This window comes from Caldalkalibacillus salinus, from assembly GCF_016745835.1.
GTDB classification, from domain to species: Bacteria; Bacillota; Bacilli; order Caldalkalibacillales; family JCM-10596; genus Caldalkalibacillus_A; species Caldalkalibacillus_A salinus.
In genome coordinates this window covers 81,433-101,341 of record NZ_JAERVL010000012.1, presented here as the reverse complement: position 1 = coordinate 101,341, position 19,909 = coordinate 81,433, and the positions used below count along the sequence as shown (strand labels likewise).

Sequence of the window (19,909 nt, the reverse complement as noted above, 5' to 3'; positions counted from 1 at the left end):
TGGTTTTATTTTGAATCACACAGTTTACACGGATGACAAACGCCCGACTGTATTCACAGTCATCTTTGCCCCAACCCACTCATCTAGTCGGCTGATCAACTGCCGTTCCTTGTGTGCCTCTATTTGGCGATAATGGTGGAGGTGATGAGGTTCCTTGTCCTTTTCATCCGCCATATGAACGATACTTTGAAGAGGGGTATAATTAAATTGTCCCTCTGGTAAAATGGAGTCGGTATGAAGTAAAATAGCAAGAGATACTTCCTTGGCCTTTTGGCGATCTTCGCCCAATCGAATGAGTAGTTTATGGGCACGTTCGGCCCCTTTGATAGGGTGGATATCATGGTTTTGGTACGCGTGATAATCCCAATCACCATCAACTTTATACCAAGTATAGTGACCTATATCGTGTAGAAACCCCGCTTTAGTTGCTAGGTCAGGGTCAATGCCTTTTTCTATAGCTAAATGGTAGGCGTGATAAGCAACTGATATGGCATGGGCCATGCCCGAACGACTCACATATTTTCTTGTAATAGGGTGGTTGTATAATGCCAAGAGTGTCACATGACGTTGCATAAAAGACACCTCCATCTTTTTTGTTCGATATTAATATCATAAACACCTTACAGATTTCATATCATAGTCGGCTAACAATTGTAAGAAAGATTCTAGCTCATTCTTACTCGATAGAACGTCTGTCATGTTGAACGTCATATCATCAACTTCTGTTTATTAATAAATTTTTACAATGATATCACACACAGTACTAGATATCAACAGGTTCTTATACAACGGTGATAAAGAGTAGGTGATATAAATGAAGGAACTGAGTCCTGAAGAACTTGAAGGCTTATTACGGTTTAACCGCGAGCGAAAAGCGGTCTATGTGTATACGCCTTTGTGCGGGACGTGTAAAGTAGCAACCAAAATGCTAGAGATTGTTGAGAACACCATGCCCTCCCTAGAAATTCTGCGAATTAATTTGAACCAAGCACCTCAATTAGCCAAGGAATGGAAGGTCAAAAGTGTCCCTTGCCTATTAATATTGAGTCAGAACCAGATCGTCTTTCGAAAATATGCTTTTGAGAGTGTTCATACATTGTATGATACGTTCCGCAAAATGAAACTAGGGTCATGAGTAAAAAGTGAAGCTATGAATCATGAGGTTAACCTATTGGCTAAATAGGTTAACCTTTTTTATGATTGAAATGTTTAACCTTAAGATGCTACAGAATTTGGGGTTTGAGGTTGAAACCGTTGAAGAAATGAAAGCCTACAGTCACTTTAAAATTTTATAATCCTTGCTCCGTCAACCAATCTAAAACAGGTTGAAAGTTTTGTTTCTCCTTATCCTTGAAGAAATTTTTAAAGGGACAGCCTTTGGCTAATCGTTCTTTTATCACTGTCATTGGGTAATCTGTTGGTGAGAGGTCTTTGGTGACTTCATGCCAATGAATGGGGGTAGCCACTAAGGCCTCTTCGTTACCTCTAGCAGAATAGGGGGCGACAATGGTTTTACCTTCCGCATGTTGCAGATAATCGACGTACAGTTTCTGGCCTCTGTTCACTTTTAGACGCTCCGTTGTAAACCAGTCAGGCTCTTTTTTTACCAGATACTTAGCTACGAATTGTGTGAAGCGACGTGTATCTTCATATGAGTATGTATTTTCAGGTAGGGGCAGATAGATTTGCAGTCCTTTATTCCCTGATGTTTTAACATATGAAATCAGTTTTAAACGATCAATAATGTCCTTAATCATCAGTGCAGCTTCAATCGCAAGCGAGAACTTGTCTCTAGAAGGTGGATCAAGGTCAAACACGATTTCTGACGGCCCTTTCGATTTGATGGTTTGAAAAGGAATGTGAAATTCAAAAGCCAATTGGTTGCCTAACCAAATAAGAGAAGGGAGATCAGAACAAACGATGTACTCAATATCTTCGGCCACTTGTGTTTGCACAAAATCAGGGGCATAATCAGGGCAGTTTTTTTGGTAAAAGGATTCATCTTCTACACCATGGGGATAACGAATGACGGTCAATAGTCTGTTGCTCAAAAAAGGGAGCATGGCTGGGGCCACATCATGTAAGTATTGAATATAGCGGGCTTTTTTTATGTCTGCTTTGGGCCATAGAGGCTTGGAAAGACTCGTCAAAGACACTGTCTGTCCATCGATTTTAACCTTTTTTTGATCTTGAGCCTGACTCCCCATACTTTCACATCCTATGTAAGCTTCGTTATTTCTCAACTCTGTTATTCATATTTAGAATGAGTGATTAACATAGGGTACCATGACACGTCATTCCATTGCTTGGTTTCTTAACTTGACACACAATCGAGTGAACCCGTAAGCGAAATAAACAATAATAATGTCGATGATGAAAATGTGATACATACGGATTCCTTTTCTTAACTCCGCTAATCCTAATTGGACTTCAATGGTGACCAAAAGAAAAGAAAACACAGCACTCAATATAGCGGCGTATATGTAAAAATTTTTGTTATGATTGGTACAATATTGATAGAGAAGAAGAAAACTAACGGGAAGGAACGATGCAGTCATATTTAAGGCAAAGGGGAGCATAGGCGCTAAAAAGTAGGTGTGTATAAAGTAGTTTGATCTCCCGAGAAAAATATCTGTATAGCCCCAAAATATATGAACGGTATAGCCAAAGAAAAAGATTTCAAATATTCGTCTACGGTCTACAGTAAAATATAACAGGACCAGCGGGGCTAAAAATAACCCAGCCACAACCCAAAATTGCCAAGTTCCCATATGCGCATACTCTTGCCAAAATAAACCGATAAGCTGATTAAATTTATCGTTTGTATCGTAAATCTCTTCCCAATACTCTTTAAATGTCATATAAAACCCCCACATTCAAGTATAGGTTTCGTCAAATAAAACGCGGTTATACACGAGGACTTGATTAATTTTGTTCAAAGGTGCAAGATTTGGGGTCTGCTTTCACGATCGATTGAATACTTGGTTGTCTCAGTGTATGAGATTTTGTCCATTCAATAAAATTAATTTTAACTGTGAGTTCAGGTTGAACCCACATGGCATCTTTGCTTCGTTCTGGTGTATTTACAAACGGTTGAGTCTCTATCTGTAACGCTTCAGCTGTTTTCGTGATATTTTTCCAGTCATGCTGTGTCAGTTTCCCTGTTCCGGCGTGGCCAATATACTGTAATCTTTCTTGTTCATCATAAAGACCTAAAAGTAACGCGTTAACCTGTTTTGAACGGAACGTGACACCACCAACCACAGCAACAAGGTCCTTAAAAACCTTTCTTTTTTGCCACCGTTTATCTTTTCCTCCGATAGTATAGGTTCCTCGCATATCTTTCATCACAATGCCTTCTAAATCATGTTTTGTCACCACTTGATATAGGTCCTCGGGGTGAGAATGGTTCTTGACCACTTGCACGGTGTCAGACACAGTGATGATGTCAGTTAATATGTGTTGTCTTTCCTCTAATGGCTTATTTGTAATCCATTCACCATTGTAGTAGAGGATGTCGAATATCATATAGGTGATCGGAACTTCTTTTTGGGCTAAAGCGACACGGTCACTTTTACGTATACGATCTCTTTTCATCACCTTGTGGAATGAGGGCTTACCTTCATCTAATGCGATGACCTCACCGTCTAAGATGAATGATCCCCCGTTGCAATAGGCGTGGACATCGGCTAATTCAGGATATTGCAGGATACGATTGTTGTGTCTTCTGTTAAAGATATTGACCTCTTTACCATCATAATAGACGAGAATACGGACACCATCCCACTTGACCTGACTGACCCATTGTTCTCCTGAGGGCCATTCGTCTGTACTGATAGGCTCAAATGGCGTGATAGGGGAAAATTTCATTGTGACGCCTCCAGATAACTAATATATACAATCATTCCTAGTATGTGTTTCTTACGGTGTGATATATGTGTGGGTAACCCAACCCTATTCTTTGACCGCATGTGATTACACTGAAGGAAGTGGTTAGCCTGACTTAATCTACTGATTGTAAATAAAACGAATAGTTGGAAATAAAAAGGAAAAACTACCCGTAATAAATGAACCAAGGGTTTAAAAAGACGGAGTGTGAAACAACATGTCAAGACAGCCAAGACACATCGGCACAACACTTGATCAAAACATAATCGGCTTGAGGGAAGCTTTCTCCTCTCCTACGAATCAAGATTTGATTGAAAGAAAAATCCGCGTACCTCATAAAGGAAAAACTTTTGTGGTGATCTATATTAGAGGACTAATCAATGAGAACGTCATTGACGACAAAGTGATCAAACCTTTATCCACTGATCAAAAGCTTCAAGATGGTCTGTGGGGTGAAGAGAGCATAGAAGCCACACCAACAATATTAGAGTACACGTCCCATGACACACTGGAAGAGGTTATTCATCGATTACTTCAAGGCCATACGATCATCTTGTTTGAAGGTAAAAATAAAGCTTACGCTGTACCCACTGTAGGTTTTAAACATAGAAGTGTGACAGAGCCCGAAATGGAAATCGTTATTAAAGGACCACGTGAATCGTTTGTAGAGTCAAGAGAAATGAATGGCTCTTTGATTAGAAAGCAATTAAAACATTCACATTTAGTAACAGATACGATGCGTTTAGGTCAAACTCAATCAGAAGTATCATTGATGTATATAGATGGACTTGTTAGGCCAGGTCTCCTTAAAGAAGTGAGAGAAAAAATAAAAGACATTCCGGCTGAACACGTACAAAATTTATCAATGTTAGAACAATATATTGAAGATAAACCTTATTCACTTGTACCCACTGTTTTGTACACGGAACGCCCAGACAGAGCGGCCTCCTTTCTTCAGGAAGGTCATGTCGTCCTGTTAATGGACAGTTCTCCAGTATGTCTGGTTGTTCCCGTGACATTTTGGTCCTTCTTTCATACGGCTGAAGATCAATACCAGCGATGGGCCTTCGGTAATCAGATGCGAATCATTAGACTCATTGCTTTCTTTGCTGCTTTGTTTCTCCCTGCCATGTTTGTAGCTGTATTAAATTATCATGTTGAGATGGTGCCAACAGACCTCCTGCTAACCATGGGGGGAACGAGGGAAAACGTGCCTTTTCCAGTTTTATTTGAAGTGCTCTTAGTAGAGGTTACTTTTGATATTATCAGAGAAGCGGGTATCCGCATGCCAACTAAGATGGGTATAGTCGTGACATTGATTGGGGCACTCATTATTAGTCTCGCCGCCATTGAAGCTGGGATGGTCAGCCCGATTGTGATTGTAGTTGTTGGGTTTGCTAGCTTAGCCTCGTTCACGATACCTTCCAACAGCTTTAATTTTGCGGTAAGGATTGCAAGGTTTGGCTTTATTGCTTTAGCAGGGTTTATGGGTTTATTAGGTATGGCGCTTGGCATTACTGTTTGTGTGGCCTATCTCGTATCTACTCAATCTTTTGGTGTGCCATTTGTGTCTCCCATGGCGCCACACTACCGCTCCTCAAAGGATCTGATACTGAGACCGCCAGTGTGGAAGCAGTGGCTCAGACCGTTTAATATTCACCCTCAAGATCCAGTACGTCATCAGAAGGGAGGATCAAGACGATGAGACATCAAGAAGATATTGTTGGGGTACGTGAGTTTTGTGCACTGATCCTTATCACTATTGGTCTTAAAGTGGCAGACATGACGCCTGTAGCAATGTTTCCCTTAGGAGCTACGGCGACATGGTTGATTCCAATCGTATCAGTTATTGTGGTCTTCTTATCTTTTCTCTGCTTATTTAGACTTTTGATCGCTTCCGAAAGCGTAGATGTTTTTGATTTAGTCTTCAAGCTAACAGGTCAGTATATGGGGTTTGTCATTAGTTTTCTTCTGTTTACTTTCATGTTTGTGACCACCGTCCTCTATAGTCGGAGTTTCGTTAATATCCTCAATTCAATGTATTTTCCGACTACGCCCATTAACGTCGTCTTTTTGATCGTTTTTGTTTGTATATGGTTTGTCGCTACTCGTGGGTTTGAAAGTGTGGCACGGACAGCATGGCTAGTGGTCCCGTATATGACACTCGCGTTTGTGGTGCTCATTTTATTTATATGGCAAGATCTACGCTGGGATCATCTCTTTCCCTGGCAAGGGATGGGAGTGGGTGAGATAACAGAAGGGGGGATTCGTTATAGTTTTTTGTTTGGTGAAGTATTAATTTTAGCTATTTTTCTGCCTTTTGTACGAAAGGTCGGTCAATATAAGCAAGCCACATTGATTGGTTTAGGCGTCGTTCTCGTAGAGCTTGTCTTCTACTTAGCTGTATATGTGGCCATGTACAATTATCCTTCTGTAGAGACGATCCCTTATCCCTTTCAGCAGTTGACAAGGGTCGTTGATTTGGGGCCTATCTTTACTAATATGGAAGCGCTTTTTATCGGGTTTTGGGCCATCGCTTTTATCGTGCGATTAGCCATTTACTTGTACACCACCGTCTACATTTTTGCTAAGACACTGAAGTTGGATGATATGAGACCGATGGTGTTTCCCCTGGCGGTGATTTTCGTATTCATAGGCATTCTCCCCGAATCTGTGCTAGAGATAATTTATATATTACGTGATAGCCTATTATATCAGCTCAATTGGTTGATGATCCTTTTATTACCTTTTGGTTTATGGCTACTTTCTAAGATGAAAGGAAGACATGCAGTATGAAAAAGAGTGTTATCTTAACCGTTGTCATGCTGTTTAGTTTAACGGGGTGCTGGGATAAAGCCGAAATTGAACAAAACGCCTTTCCGGTCACGGTAGGTCTGGACAAAGGGGAAGGAGACAGTATTGATGTCACATATGAGATTGCCAACCCGCGTGAAGTATCTTCAGTGCTGACGCAAGGAAAACCTAATGAACCGAGTGAGATTATCACCCTTAACGCACCAGACTTACTTTCGGCCAAAGATTTGGTCAACACGGCGATTATGAAGGATGTCCGCTTGTCTCACTTAAAGACCATTGTCATTAGTGAAGAGCTGGCCCGTTCGGAAGCGTTTACGTCTATCGTACAAGCCACATTACGGGACAGACAAATCCGACGCAACATCAATATGATCGTTTCTAGGGAACGAGCGGCAACTTTCATCCGCGAAAATAATCCTGAATTAGAGCGTCGTCCGCATAAATTCTATGAGTTAATGGTCAGCCGTTATATGGATACAGGATTACTACCCCAGGCGACTTTATATCGTTATTTTGATAGCTTAGGTGAAAATCCCTCCCTTTTTCTTGCTGTATATGCCACAGCGAGTCAGTTTGAACCTAAGCCCGTAGACCAAGCGGATGATCTGGCAGCAGGGGAGTTATCAAAATACGGGAGCAACCCTGTGCAGATATTAGGCTCAGCCGTTTTTAAGAATGGCAAGATGGTCAGCAAGCTGACAGGCATTGAAACAAGATTAAGCTTATTATTAAGGCCCGATACAAAAGCGGACAACCTACTATCAGATTTTAATGACCCAAAGAATAAAAAATATCATATCGTTACGAGGTTGATGAAGAAGGAGCCTACAATCATTGACATACAATTGGATCAAGAAGTGATCAATGTCACTGTACCGGTTAACATTGAATTGCTTGCGGTTCCTAGTCAGATCGATTATGTCAACAATATAGAGAACAAAAACCTTCTGATTAGAGCGATAGAAAACCAATTGAACGAAAGTGCGAAGCAGATCGTAAAGAAGACACAAGAGGATTTCCAAGCCGATGCATTTGAATGGACGAGGATCGTAAGACAGAAATTTAAAACTTGGGAAGGTTATATGAACTACAGTTGGGAGGATCATTTTCCTCAATACGATGTCAATGTTAATTTTGATGTTGAGCTGATGAGGTTTGGTAAACAACTTAGCCCGAGTCAGGGAGGTCAATGAGATGACGTCATTACCTATTTTTAATTATGCGCTCGCAGTGTATGCCATTTACTATACGTACCGCTATGCCAGAATGCTGTGGCATCATGGAAAAAAATTTGCTAGTATCTTTATTATGCTGTTGGTCGGGGGGAGTTTGTTAGCTCTACCACTGATATTAAGCTACATCTAAAGAGACACGGGCTCTGGAGGGACAGAGGAGTGATTGGGAGCGTCAGAGGAGTGAACATGAAGTGAAAGATATACAAATCAGTATTCTAGATCAAATGGCAACCCCCACGGGGAAGTCGGCAGAGGATGTGGCGAGGGATACGATAGCGCAAGTAAAATATGCTGAACAATTAGGCTTCAAACGTTATTGGTTTGCGGAACATCACGGTACAAGTGGATTGTCTTCAAGTTCCCCGGAAGTTATGATGGCTGTGTCCGCAAGTCTTACGGAAACGATTCATGTAGGGTCCGGCGGAATTCTTTTACCCCAGTATAGTCCTTTAAAGGTCGCCACCCAACTGTTACAGCTTGAATCCCTTTTTCCAGGTCGTATTGATGGTGGTGTGGGTCGTTCTCCTGGCGGTGTTGAACGTGTCCGCCGAGCTTTAGCAAATGACAAAGAGCCACAATTACAAACGTATCCTCAAAAACTAGACACCTTAACGCGATATGTTCAAGGTAAGGATGTGGATGGTGTATATGCCACACCACGAACCGTGACGGCACCGTCAATATTTTCACTGGGATTAGGTGAAAACAGTGCCCAGCTCGCAGCACACCATGGTGTTGGGTACGTATATGGTCACTTCATTAGTCCCGACCGGGGGAAAGCAGCTCATTGGACCTATAGAGCGTCATTTCGATCTATGTATATGGCTGAGCCCAAAGCTTTGACGGCTGTGTTTGTGATTTGCGGTGCGGATGATGAACATGCCGAAACTTTAGCACTCAGTCAAGACGTTTGGTTACTTCGAACTGAAAAAGGGCTTAACACACATATCCCCAGTCTAGAAGAAGCTAGAGCCGTACCACTGTCTTCACGCGATCACCAGAAAATCAAACAAAACCGAGGTCGTATGATTATAGGTGGACCGGAGAAGGTCAAAGATTCACTGCTCCTGCTGGCAGAGGAACATCAAGTTGATGAGCTCATGGTTTTGACCAATATTTACGATGAAAAAGAAAAACAGGCGTCATATACGAGACTGGCGGAGCTATTTCTATCCTGACTTCTTTTTAGACGCCGTCTTTTTACCCGTCGCTTTCTTCGTTCCGCCTTTTTTAGCTTCGCTTTTTTTAGTTTCGCCTTTTTTTGTTGTCCCTTTCTTTTTCGGTTCCGTTTCATCAATACTTGCTTGTAGGGCATCCATAAGGTTAACGATATCCGTTTCTGGCACCTCTTTAGCCACTTTGATTTCGTCTCCTGTAATTTTCGCTTGGATGAGCTCCATCAGATTTTCACGGTAATCATCTGTATATTTGTCCGGTTCAAAGTCAGTAGTTAATTGCTCAACCAACTGTTTAGCCATGTTGAGTTCCTTATCATCAAGATCTACGTTCTCAGGGATATCAGGGACATGATCGACATTGCGAACCTCATCCGGATAGAAGATCGTCTCTAGAACCATCCCTTTATCATAAATGCGGACGACGGCCAAATGCTGTTTAGAACGAATCGTTATTTTTGCTACACCGATCTTACCTGACTGCTCCATCGCTTCCTTTAACAAAGCGTAGGCTTTTTCCCCGTTTTCACTGGGTCCTACAAAGTATGAGCGGTTAAAGTAAATAGGGTCTATGTCCTTTAAATCAACGAAGTCAATGATCTCAATGGATTTGTTTGTTTCAGGTGTCACTTGGTCAAAATCATCTTTCTCGAGTACGACGAATTTACCTTTCTCATACTCGTAACCCCGAGAGATTTCTTGTTGTTGCACTTCCTCTTCACACACAGGACATTTCTTTTCATATTTCACGGGGGTATGGCATTCTGCATGGAGATATCTTAACTTCACATCTTTGGATTCTGTTGCAGAGTATAACTTTATGGGAATGTGCACAAGCCCAAAACTGATGGACCCTTTCCACATCGTATGCATACACTCACATCCTTTGATAACAGCATAGAATTTATAAGTTTTTGTATAGTTTTCACATGCGGCTGATCATACATAAGTGTTATCTTTTTCCTTTTATTATAGATCGTAAATCGTCCTTCGTTTAGAATAAAGACGGATTAAGACTTAAGACCGTTCATGACCTGATGCGAGAGGAAATCATAATAATATGCGGAAATGAGATGTGGTATGCACTAGGAAGAAGTAAGCAGATACACGTTTGGCGTCTAGATGAAGCGGAGGAATGAAGAAGAGCTAGGGTGTGACCCTAGCTCTCATTTGTATCTGCTCGGATGAGCTAACCATATTGAAGCGTACGTATTCTGGTGTGACATGGAAACGCTATTTTCTAAACTTTAATTGTTGAACTGTCTCATCCTTCGGTGTGACATACACCGTTTGTTGGTTGTCGTAAGTGACGTATCCCGGCTTGGCTCCACTCGGTTTACGTACGTGCTTGATCAAAGTATAATCGACGGGAACTTGACTCGATCGACGTGCTTTACTGAAGTACGCTGCAATTTCAGCCGCTTCCAGGAGCGTTTCCTCTGAAAAATCTGTTCCTCGGATTACGACGTGAGAGCCGGGGATGTCCTTCGTGTGTAGCCACGTATCGGAAGAACGTGCCAATCGGTTTGTGAGATACTCATTCTGTTTGTTATTTTTTCCAACGTATATAGTCGTACCTTCAGATGAAACATACTGGTCAATCAGGGGCTTGTCATCTTTCTTTTTCTTTTTATGCCATTGGCGTTTTTTAATATAGCCGCCCTCTATCAATTCCTCACGTATATCCTCGATATCTTGCGGTGAAGCATGCTCTAACTGTTGTAAGAGCACATCGAAATAGGCTATTTCCTTTTCCGCCGCGACAATTTGTTGTTCCGTCATTTCTATAGAGCGTTTCGCTTTGTTATAAGCTTTAAAGTAACGCTGAGCGTTCTCATTAGGCGTCTTTTCAGGATCAAGTGGGATACTGACCATCTCGCCATCTTCAGCGTAATAGTTGACCACTTCAACAGACGTGTCCCCACGCTTCACTTGGTGCATGTAGGCTGTAAGGAGTTCACCAAACAACTGATGTTGTTCTGCCTTTTCACTGTCCTTTTGCGTTTGTTGAAACTTTTTTATTTTTTTTTGGTTCTTCTTACGCTCATTTTGAACAAATTTAATTAAATCATTAGCGCGTTGTTTCACTTGGTCACGTTCCGCTTTCCCGTGATAAAAAGCCTCAAGCAGCTTGCTGACTGATGCGTACGATTTCACTTGTGCTGAAGGTAAATGTTCAAGTGGAAAAAGATAAAAATATTCTTTGTTCTTCGCCGTCATCATAGCAGGCTGAAGGTCGTGTTGTTTAATAAGATCAATCAGTTGAAAAAAGGAGTGAGCAACGGACTCTCTGTTCGGTAGCCCGGCACGGTGCAACACTTCTTGCCCGAAAAGTGGACTGACACCGCTAAATGTGTTGACGATTTGCTGGTCAATCTTACCTTGGTTAAAATTAATCTTCTTCAAAAGCGTGTCTTCGCTAGCTAAGAACGGGTTTAACTTGTTCTGTTCTGGAGGATAGACGTAAGATTGCCCGGGTAATACAACGCGGTATTGGCTAATAGCAGGCGTCACATGATGAATACTATCTAAAATCATGTTTCGTTCAGGGTCTACTAAAATAATGTTACTATGTCGACCCATAAGTTCAACCACTAAGCGTTTTTTGGCCGTATCTCCTAATTCGTCCTTCCCGCGTACCGTTATTTCAATCATACGTTCATTATCGACTTGTGAGATATCTTCAATCACAGCACCTTCAAGATGCTTACGTAAAAGCATACAAAACATCGGGGCTTCCTTCGGGTTAATGAATGTTTCTTCTGTGAGATGCATTCTAGGATACGAAGGATTAGCTGAAATGAGTAATCTGTGGTTTCGACCGTGAGCTCGTATATGAATAATGAGGTCTCTCTCATACGGTTGATATATTTTAGCAATACGCCCTTGTAAGCAAGCTGATTGAATTTCCTGTGTGATCGCATGAACGACCATTCCGTCAAATGACATAGCATTCACCTCTTTACAGTACATCTATCGTATCACCACGGTCATGATCATGACAAGTAAGAGGGAAAAGTTTCACTCATGTTTGTCCGATTCCCTGAATAAAGTGAAGTAGGACAAGAAAACAAGCATTGGGGTGAATGAGGTGAAATGGTACACACAAGACGAAAAAGCGGTTGAAGCCACGTTACAGACAAATATGCAGCAGGGATTAGATTGGAAGGAAGCAAAACAAAGACTGCGTCGTGTTGGGCCAAATCAGCTACAGGACCAAAGTCAAATCTCGGCATTTGCCATTTTATTAAATCAGTTCAAAGATTTTATGGTCCTGGTCTTATTAGCAGCCACGCTCGTGTCAGGTTTACTAGGCGAGTATACGGATGCCATTACGATCATTGCTATTGTTGTTCTTAATGCGATATTAGGCTTTGTTCAGGAATATAGAGCTGAAAAATCGCTCATCGCACTCAAAGAGCTGACTGCGCCCACGGCCCATGTCATACGAGAAGGTAAGCTTGAGGAGATTCCCGCTTCTGAGCTTGTACCAGGAGATATCATTTATTTTGAGGCGGGAGATCGCATCCCAGCAGATTTACGCCTCTTTGAAACAAAGGGTGTCAACATTGAGGAGTCTGCACTGACGGGAGAATCAGTCCCCGTGTACAAAGAGGCAGTGCAAGTCATTCGAGATGAGAATGTCAGTTTAGGCGATCAGTATAATATGGCTTTTATGGGCACATTGGTGACGCGGGGATCGGGACAAGGCATTGTTGTCGCCACAGGGATGGACTCGCAAATGGGACAGATTGCGGAGTTGATTCAAACAACAGAGTCTATACAGACACCGCTTCAACACCGTCTAGAGCAACTGGGAAAAGTCTTAATCACCGTCGCGCTTATATTAACAGCGATCGTGGTTTTTACAGGTATATGGCACGGGCACGATGCGTATAAAATGTTTTTGGCCGGCGTGAGTTTGGCCGTTGCAGCTATTCCAGAGGGATTACCTGCCGTCGTGACCATTGCCCTCGCACTCGGTGTTCAGCGAATGATTAAGAGAAAAGCCATCGTACGAAAACTGCCTTCTGTTGAAACCTTGGGGTGTGCCTCCGTGATCTGTTCCGATAAAACGGGGACGCTGACCCAAAATAAAATGACCGTCACGACGATGTGGCTCAATAATCAGCTCATCGAAGTCACAGGTTCAGGCTATGAACCGAAAGGAAAATTTTATAAAGAAGGCGGGCATACATTGACGCATGCTCAACAGTCCCTGGTATCCCAAATGCTTGAATTTGGGGTCCTATGTAACAATGCCACATTATCTGAAGAGGCTGAAGTGGATGGCGGCTTGTTGAAAAAGAAAAAGACATACTGGGATATTACAGGTGATCCGACAGAGGGTGCCTTAATGGTCGCTGGCGCTAAGGCGGGTATTTGGAAAAATAAACTAAATCAAACGTATCAACGGTTAGAAGAGTTTCCTTTTGATTCGGCCAGAAAAATGATGACAGTATACGTAACCACTTCCGACGGTCACAGAAAAGTGGTCACAAAGGGTGCCCCAGATGTTCTACTAGAGCGGTGTACCCATGTGATATGGAACGGAAGGAAGACACCGCTAACGGATCATATTCGTCAACACATTATAAAAGCGAATGATCGATTAGCCGGAATGGCCTTGAGAAATTTGGCCATTGCTTACAGAGATGCCGGCCCACATGAGTTACAGAATGAATTTCAAGCCGAACAACACTTAGTCTTTGTCGGATTGTTCGGTATGATCGATCCTCCGAGAGAAGAAGTGAAACAAGCCATATCAGAGTGTAAACAAGCAGGGATAAAAACAGTGATGATTACAGGTGACCATCAGAAAACAGCGGAAGCCATTGCGCAGCAATTAGGGATCAGACAACAAGGCAGTATGTCTATCAATGGCACTGAGCTGGAGAATATGGGACAGCAGGCATTTGAGGATATTGTAGAGGACGTCACAGTCTATGCGCGCGTATCACCTGAACATAAATTACGCATTGTCAAAGCGCTACAGAAGAAGGGACATGTTGTGGCTATGACGGGTGACGGAGTGAATGATGCTCCTGCCATAAAAGCATCAGATATTGGTATTGCAATGGGGATTACAGGGACAGACGTATCCAAAGAAGCTTCATCACTTATTCTGAGTGATGATAACTTTTCAACGATTAAAGCAGCGATTGAAGAAGGGCGTAACATCTATGAAAACATCCGTAAGTTTATCCGTTACATGCTAGCCTCTAACGTTGGGGAGATTCTAGTGATGTTCTTCGCTATGCTCGCAGGTATGCCCCTTCCGCTCGTGCCTATCCAAATCCTGTGGGTTAACCTTGTCACAGATGGGCTACCAGCCATGGCTTTAGGGGTGGACCCTTCTGAAAAAAATGTCATGTCCATTCCGCCACGAGAACGAAAAGAAAGTATATTTGCAAGAGGGTTAGGGTGGAAAATTTGTTCAAGAGGTTTGCTCATCGGTTTAGCTACTTTAGCAGCATTCTGGTTGACGCTACAGAACCACCCTGACGATCTCATTAGAGCTCAAACGATTGCGTTTGCCACCCTTGTCATGTCGCAGTTAATACACGTATTTGACTGTCGAAGCGAGAAATCCATCTTTCACCGTAATCCCTTTGAAAATAAGTGGCTCATCTTAGCCGTGCTGACCTCAACTTTAATGTTGTTAGGGGTTATGTATCTCGAGGCGTTGCAACCGATCTTCCGTACAGTATCACTCAGTGTTCAAGAATGGATTTTTGTTCTCTTCTTTGCCGCACTGCCTTCTGTCGCACTCGCTTTTACACACGTATTCAACAGTAAAAAAGAGCGTCGTTAGTCATCGTTTAAAAACACAACCAAAGCACCCTTTAGAGGCATAACCTTGCACGCATCATTCACAAAAGATGCAACGTAAGGGTAGCCTGAGGGTGCTTTGTATTGTTGTTCATATAGGGGTACAGCAAGCATTTTAATTTGACAGCATGTATTTAAATGAAAGTTTGTCCTGTACGGGAATCCATGCCCCAACCCCTTTTTGGGTCACATTTTTAATAATAAGCTTTTTTTCTGAACCCTTAATGTCGAGATAAACTTCTCCATAAGTAATCACACCTCGTTCGCTCGCAGCGGGAACATGGGCGTGTAGAGCGCCTTTTTTGCCCACAGGAACTTTCATGAGAATATCATGCTTAGTCCCTTTACCAATTTGACTTTTGAAGGCTAAGTTAAGGCCGGTATTCCGCTTAGCAGCCCCGATCATTAACTTTTTCACGTCGTCTTCGGCAAGGACATTTGTTGTGAGTCCACCGTTAGCGATGAAGTTTTCTTCTTGAGCATAAGTTAATTCGGCTGTTGAATTACCGCCCCGGTTGTCTAACATGTTGACATTGGCTTCCTTATACTCCCAGTTAACAGTCGTCTCGTTTGACTCGTAATTAAGTGCCCAATTTCCTAAATAGATATTGGCCCGGAAACCTAGTGCAAACCTAGAATTTTTGATCGTTGATTCGTTCAGTAAACGGATGAGGTTAGGATTATCAATGTGATATTGGCATGTTTCCAGCAATTCTTCTGTTGCCGGACTAGGCTCAACGTATTCGGGATCAATATCAGGATTAGGATACGTATTCGATCGAGAAATATCTTTCACCGAATCTGGTAACTCAATCCTTTCATGCTTCCGTTGTCCTTCGTTTTCTGCATGAACAACAGGATGAACCAAGGACGATATAGCAAAACAAACCAGCGTCAAAATGCTGACGTATTTTTTGTTCATAAGAATACCCCTTTACATTCAAAACTTCATTCCCTAGTATGTTCTAATGTGAGGGCGATATGTAATAAATATAAATTAACTAAAATTGTCATAGGACATTCATCATCTCCCATAGGTATGAAATGAGGAGGTGAAAATCTTTGGCATACTATGTAACGGTCATGCACCTACTCGGGTTTCAAATCCTCAAGTCAAGAGAAGGTGGCTATTTCTTCAGATTTGGTAACGGAAGAGTCCGACGCTTTCGACAAAAGAAACCCCTTGTGAAAAAAGCGACGTAAATATTCAGAAAAAGAGATAAAAAAGAGAGAAACAAAGTGCGACGCTGTTGTGCTTTGTTTTTTTATTTGATATGTTAACGGTGACAAAACAATGACTAATGCAACCGATTATAAAGGGATGGGTTTCATTATTTTGTAAACATAGGTTTAAGCACTGGCGAAAACGGGTAAAAGAGACCTTGTATATTGCATGTACGCTTTTCTCCCCTTGTATCACCTAGAAAAATTGATTAAAATAGACGAGTGGATGTGATTTTTATTGCTTAAAAGTATGACTGGATACGGAAGATATGAATCGTCGTGGAATGACATCAAGCTATCGGTTGAAATTCGTGCAGTCAACCACCGTTTTTGTGAGATAGCTGTTCGTCTTCCACGTCATTTAATGTTCTTAGAAGATAACATTAAAAAAAGAATACAACAGAAAGTGCAACGTGGAAGAATCGATGTGTACATGACCTTCAATACCGAATCTCTCGTTAAAAAGTCATTAAAGGTCGATTGGGAGTTAGCAAAAGCCTACTGTCTTTCGGTCAAAGAGATGAGGGATCGATTAGACATTGAGGGGGAAGTATCCGTTCAGGATATGCTTGGTATTCAAGATCTCTTTCAAATTGAAGAAGAGCTTTCCGATGATGAATACACTTATCGCAACGTGCTATTACAAGCGGTGGATCAAGCGACCGATGAACTTGTCAAAATGCGAACATTGGAGGGTAAAGCGTTAACCAAGGATCTACAAATGCGAATCAGTAAAATGCAGGGGCTCTTAGAACAGATAAAAGTACAAGCGCCTAACGTGAAGGATCAGTACGCCAAGAAACTAGAAGGTCGTGTAAAAGAATGGTTGCCGGACGCCATTGACGCTGATCAATCGAGACTGCTAACAGAGGTGGCTCTATTCGCAGAAAAAGCGGACATCTCCGAAGAGATCACACGGCTGGAAAGTCATTATGATCAATTTCTACATAACTTAGAGCAGACGGAGCCTGTTGGGCGGAAGCTTGATTTTCTCATACAGGAAATGAACAGAGAAATGAACACGATTGGTTCAAAAGCGAATGACATTGACATCAGTCAAAGTGTAGTAGAATTAAAAAGTGAACTAGAAAAGCTGAGAGAACAAGTACAGAATGTGGAATAAACTTGTTTAAATTATATTCAGGAGGTCAATGAAAATATTATGAAACTTATCAATATCGGTTTCGGGAATATCGTGAGCGCACAACGCATCGTATCGATCGTAAGCCCAGAATCATCTCCCATTAAGAGAGTGATACAAACGGCTCGTGACCGTAATATGTTGATTGACGCGACATATGGTAGAAGAACGAGAGCGGTTATTATTACTGATAGTGACCATGTTATTTTATCCGCCGTTCAACCAGAAACGGTCGCTCAGCGTTTAAATTCCAAAGATGATTTATCGGATGAATCATAAGGAGGATCATTGTGGACAAAGGTAGAGGTTTACTCATTGTACTTTCTGGACCTTCTGGCGTAGGAAAAGGCACAGTCTGCTCGGCTTTAAGAAGTCAATCGCAGAATTTCGTGTATTCTGTTTCGGCTACGACCCGGGCACCTAGAGAGGGAGAAGTTGATGGGGTTAATTATTTTTTCAAAACGAAAGCAGAATTTGAACGGATGATTGAACAGAATGAGCTTTTAGAATGGGCAGAATATGTGAATAATTACTATGGTACACCAAGAGCCTATGTTGAAGAGCAACTAGACAAGGGGAATGACGTTTTCCTAGAAATTGAAGTACAGGGTGCGCTAAAAGTAAAAGAAAAATTCCCTGAAGGCGTATTTATCTTCCTCGCACCGCCAAGTATGGAAGAGCTGAAGAACCGAATTACAACGAGAGGGACAGAAACGGACGAATCACTAAAGAACCGTTTATCTGTGGCCAAGGAAGAGATCGGTATGATTGAACACTACGATTATGCTGTGGTTAATGATGAAGTTGACTTAGCTTGTGATCGTATTAAGGCCATTATTACGGCAGAACACTGCAAATCCAGGGTCAATCAATACAAAAACATGATATAATAATCGGGAGATGAAGCGTATCTCGCATGAAGGAGGATGATGACATGCTATATCCATCTATTGATGATTTATTACAAAGAGTTGATTCAAAATACAAGCTCGTTGCACTAGCGGCCAGACGCGCGCGTGAATTAAGAGAAAGAAACGATACACATATAGAAGACCCGCAATCGAACAAATTGGTCGGTGTATCATTGGAAGAAATACTAGAGGGCGCTATTGAAGTTGGTGACAACGTAACTGAAAAAAAGGTGGATGAAGTAACTGAAGCGGAATAACAACCTCCTAAAGGTTGTTATTTTTTTAACAATTGAGTGTTATCCGCTGCCACTAGATGCTTGATCCTGTGTATACATTAGTCTATCAATGATAAAGCCCAAGAAAGTCGAAAACAAGAAAAATGTCACTAACTCAACATTTCAGCTACATAAGCCAGAAACGGGACGAAGGGAAGGAAGAACCATGAGTGTAGAGGGAAAACTGATCGTGTTAGGTGTATCAGGCGGGATTGCAGCTTACAAGGCAGCGACGGTATGTAGTCAGCTCAAACAAAAGGGTGCAGATGTCAGGGTGATCATGACGGAGTCAGCAACTAAATTCGTACAACCCTTAACGTTCCAAGCTTTATCTCGGCATCATGTGTATACCGATACATTTGAAGAAGCAGATCCTTCTGTTGTATCCCATATAGACCTTGCTGACCATGCTGATCTATTCCTAGTCGCACCTGCAACGGCTAACGTCATTGCTAAGCTAGCAAACGGCCAAGCTGATGATATGCTCTCAACAACGTTATTAGCAACACAGGCGCCAGTATGGATGGCCCCCGCCATGAATGGTCATATGTATGATCATCCGGCTGTCCAAGACAATATGAACACCATCCGTAACAGAGGAGTAAAACTGATCGCCCCGGGCGAAGGCTTGCTCGCCTGTGGCTATGTGGGTAAGGGACGTTTGCCTGAACCAAATGACCTCATCCAAGAGGTGGAAGCTTACTTTTCAAGAGGACATGAGACTACAAGACGATGGTGGGGAGAAAAAAAGGTTCTTGTGACCGCAGGGCCTACAAGGGAAAACCTTGACCCTGTTCGATATATTTCAAATTACTCCTCAGGAAAAATGGGCTATGCCTTAGCCCAAGCAGCAGCCGAAGCCGGAGCAAAAGTCACGCTTGTTAGCGGGCCTGTATCGTTAACACCACCTCCTCAAGTCGAAGTCATCAATGTGACATCGACGCAAGAGATGTATGAGGCGGTGTCCTCGCGTTTTGAACAGGTTGATGTCGTCATAAAAGCAGCGGCAGTTGTTGATTATCAACCTGCTGAAGTAGCAGAGCAAAAAATCAAAAAGGCTGGAGAGACGATGACCCTACAGCTAACCAAGACGAAGGACATTTTAAAAACATTAGGTGCAAGAAAAACAGACCAAATTTTAGTCGGATTTGCTGCTGAAACCACAAACATTGAAGAACACGCCTCACAGAAATTAGAGAAAAAGAACCTCGATTACATCGTCGTCAATGATGTCACCCAACAGGGAGCTGGCTTCGGCACAGATACGAATATCGCAGCGGTTCTACACCGATCTGGGACAAAGGAAACGTGGTCACTCAGGTCCAAGGCAGTTCTAGCGCATAACATACTCGGTCACATCGCTGAGCAAGAAGGCAAGCGTTGAATGTATGCTTATTTGTGATGCGCTCGA

At 42.2% G+C, this 19,909-nt stretch carries 20 protein-coding genes; 13 read left to right on the top strand and 7 right to left on the bottom strand.

Going from position 1 to position 19,909, the window contains the following annotated elements:
- Positions 1–24 precede the first annotated feature (24 nt).
- The gene (locus JKM87_RS08560) at positions 25–573 is read right to left on the bottom strand and encodes an HD domain-containing protein (RefSeq protein WP_202079926.1); all 549 of its coding nucleotides are present in this window, start codon (positions 571–573) and stop codon (positions 25–27) included.
- Positions 574–814: 241 nt separating this feature from the next.
- On the opposite strand from JKM87_RS08560, the gene JKM87_RS08555 reads away from it, so the two are divergent.
- Positions 815–1,135 (top strand): thioredoxin family protein, encoded by a 321-nt coding sequence (locus tag JKM87_RS08555; protein ID WP_202079925.1) that lies wholly within the window; start codon positions 815–817, stop codon positions 1,133–1,135.
- A 154-nt stretch (positions 1,136–1,289) separates the two neighbouring features.
- On the opposite strand, the gene ligD is transcribed toward JKM87_RS08555, so the two are convergent.
- From ligD to JKM87_RS08540, 3 genes are all read right to left on the bottom strand, one after another.
- Positions 1,290–2,207 (bottom strand): non-homologous end-joining DNA ligase, encoded by a 918-nt coding sequence (ligD, locus tag JKM87_RS08550; RefSeq protein ID WP_202079924.1) that lies wholly within the window; start codon positions 2,205–2,207, stop codon positions 1,290–1,292.
- Between the two features lie 87 nt (positions 2,208–2,294).
- Positions 2,295–2,861, bottom strand: coding sequence for a hypothetical protein (locus JKM87_RS08545; protein WP_202079923.1), 567 nt, complete (start codon positions 2,859–2,861; stop codon positions 2,295–2,297).
- Between the two features lie 64 nt (positions 2,862–2,925).
- Complete coding sequence (locus JKM87_RS08540) at positions 2,926–3,870, bottom strand: ATP-dependent DNA ligase (RefSeq protein ID WP_202079922.1); 945 nt, start codon at positions 3,868–3,870, stop codon at positions 2,926–2,928.
- A gap of 235 nt (positions 3,871–4,105) precedes the next feature.
- Between JKM87_RS08540 and JKM87_RS08535 the strand changes: the two genes are divergently transcribed.
- The 5 genes from JKM87_RS08535 (at position 4,106) to JKM87_RS08515 (ending at position 9,118) form a co-directional block, all read left to right on the top strand.
- Positions 4,106–5,593, top strand: coding sequence for a spore germination protein (locus JKM87_RS08535; protein ID WP_202079921.1), 1,488 nt, complete (start codon positions 4,106–4,108; stop codon positions 5,591–5,593).
- Positions 5,590–6,684, top strand: a complete 1,095-nt coding sequence (locus JKM87_RS08530) for a GerAB/ArcD/ProY family transporter (protein ID WP_202079920.1) — start codon at positions 5,590–5,592, stop codon at positions 6,682–6,684. Before JKM87_RS08535 ends, JKM87_RS08530 begins: the two co-directional genes overlap by 4 nt.
- Entirely contained in the window at positions 6,681–7,898 is a 1,218-nt protein-coding gene (locus tag JKM87_RS08525) for a Ger(x)C family spore germination protein (RefSeq protein ID WP_202079919.1), read from the top strand. Before JKM87_RS08530 ends, JKM87_RS08525 begins: the two co-directional genes overlap by 4 nt.
- A 1-nt stretch (position 7,899) precedes the next feature.
- A complete protein-coding gene (locus JKM87_RS08520) occupies positions 7,900–8,070 on the top strand; it encodes a hypothetical protein (protein ID WP_202079918.1) in 171 nt (56 codons plus the stop codon).
- 61 nt (positions 8,071–8,131) lie between these two features.
- Entirely contained in the window at positions 8,132–9,118 is a 987-nt protein-coding gene (locus tag JKM87_RS08515; RefSeq protein WP_336885152.1) for an LLM class flavin-dependent oxidoreductase, read from the top strand.
- Here JKM87_RS08515 and ku read toward each other — a convergent pair.
- Both ku and JKM87_RS08505 read right to left on the bottom strand, forming a co-directional pair.
- Complete coding sequence (gene ku / locus JKM87_RS08510; RefSeq protein WP_202079917.1) at positions 9,110–9,988, bottom strand: non-homologous end joining protein Ku; 879 nt, start codon at positions 9,986–9,988, stop codon at positions 9,110–9,112. The genes JKM87_RS08515 and ku overlap by 9 nt on opposite strands.
- Positions 9,989–10,348: 360 nt before the next feature.
- Entirely contained in the window at positions 10,349–12,064 is a 1,716-nt protein-coding gene (locus tag JKM87_RS08505; RefSeq protein ID WP_202079916.1) for an Rqc2 family fibronectin-binding protein, read from the bottom strand.
- Between the two features lie 133 nt (positions 12,065–12,197).
- Between JKM87_RS08505 and JKM87_RS08500 the strand changes: the two genes are divergently transcribed.
- Positions 12,198–14,930 carry a calcium-transporting P-type ATPase, PMR1-type gene (locus JKM87_RS08500; protein WP_202079915.1) on the top strand — a complete coding sequence of 911 codons (2,733 nt, stop codon included), beginning with the start codon at positions 12,198–12,200 and terminating at the stop codon, positions 14,928–14,930.
- A 132-nt stretch (positions 14,931–15,062) separates the two neighbouring features.
- On the opposite strand, the gene JKM87_RS08495 is transcribed toward JKM87_RS08500, so the two are convergent.
- On the bottom strand, positions 15,063–15,869 hold the full coding sequence (locus tag JKM87_RS08495; protein WP_202079914.1) for a YfkD family protein: 807 nt from the start codon (positions 15,867–15,869) through the stop codon (positions 15,063–15,065).
- Between the two features lie 140 nt (positions 15,870–16,009).
- Here JKM87_RS08495 and JKM87_RS08490 point away from each other — a divergent pair, with 140 nt between their 5' ends.
- The 6 genes from JKM87_RS08490 to coaBC all read left to right on the top strand — a co-directional run bounded on the left by JKM87_RS08490 (position 16,010) and on the right by coaBC (position 19,882).
- The gene (locus JKM87_RS08490; RefSeq protein WP_202079913.1) at positions 16,010–16,150 is read left to right on the top strand and encodes a hypothetical protein; all 141 of its coding nucleotides are present in this window, start codon (positions 16,010–16,012) and stop codon (positions 16,148–16,150) included.
- Between the two features lie 271 nt (positions 16,151–16,421).
- Positions 16,422–17,294 carry a YicC/YloC family endoribonuclease gene (locus JKM87_RS08485; protein ID WP_202079912.1) on the top strand — a complete coding sequence of 291 codons (873 nt, stop codon included), beginning with the start codon at positions 16,422–16,424 and terminating at the stop codon, positions 17,292–17,294.
- A 39-nt stretch (positions 17,295–17,333) separates the two neighbouring features.
- Entirely contained in the window at positions 17,334–17,591 is a 258-nt protein-coding gene (gene remA, locus JKM87_RS08480; RefSeq protein WP_202079911.1) for an extracellular matrix/biofilm regulator RemA, read from the top strand.
- A gap of 11 nt (positions 17,592–17,602) precedes the next feature.
- Positions 17,603–18,202: a guanylate kinase gene (gmk, locus tag JKM87_RS08475; RefSeq protein ID WP_202079910.1), complete on the top strand. Its 600-nt coding sequence runs from the start codon at positions 17,603–17,605 to the stop codon at positions 18,200–18,202.
- A 44-nt stretch (positions 18,203–18,246) separates the two neighbouring features.
- Positions 18,247–18,480 (top strand): DNA-directed RNA polymerase subunit omega, encoded by a 234-nt coding sequence (rpoZ, locus tag JKM87_RS08470; RefSeq protein ID WP_202079909.1) that lies wholly within the window; start codon positions 18,247–18,249, stop codon positions 18,478–18,480.
- Between the two features lie 184 nt (positions 18,481–18,664).
- Positions 18,665–19,882, top strand: a complete 1,218-nt coding sequence (gene coaBC, locus JKM87_RS08465; RefSeq protein ID WP_202079908.1) for a bifunctional phosphopantothenoylcysteine decarboxylase/phosphopantothenate--cysteine ligase CoaBC — start codon at positions 18,665–18,667, stop codon at positions 19,880–19,882.
- Positions 19,883–19,909: the final 27 nt, after the last annotated feature.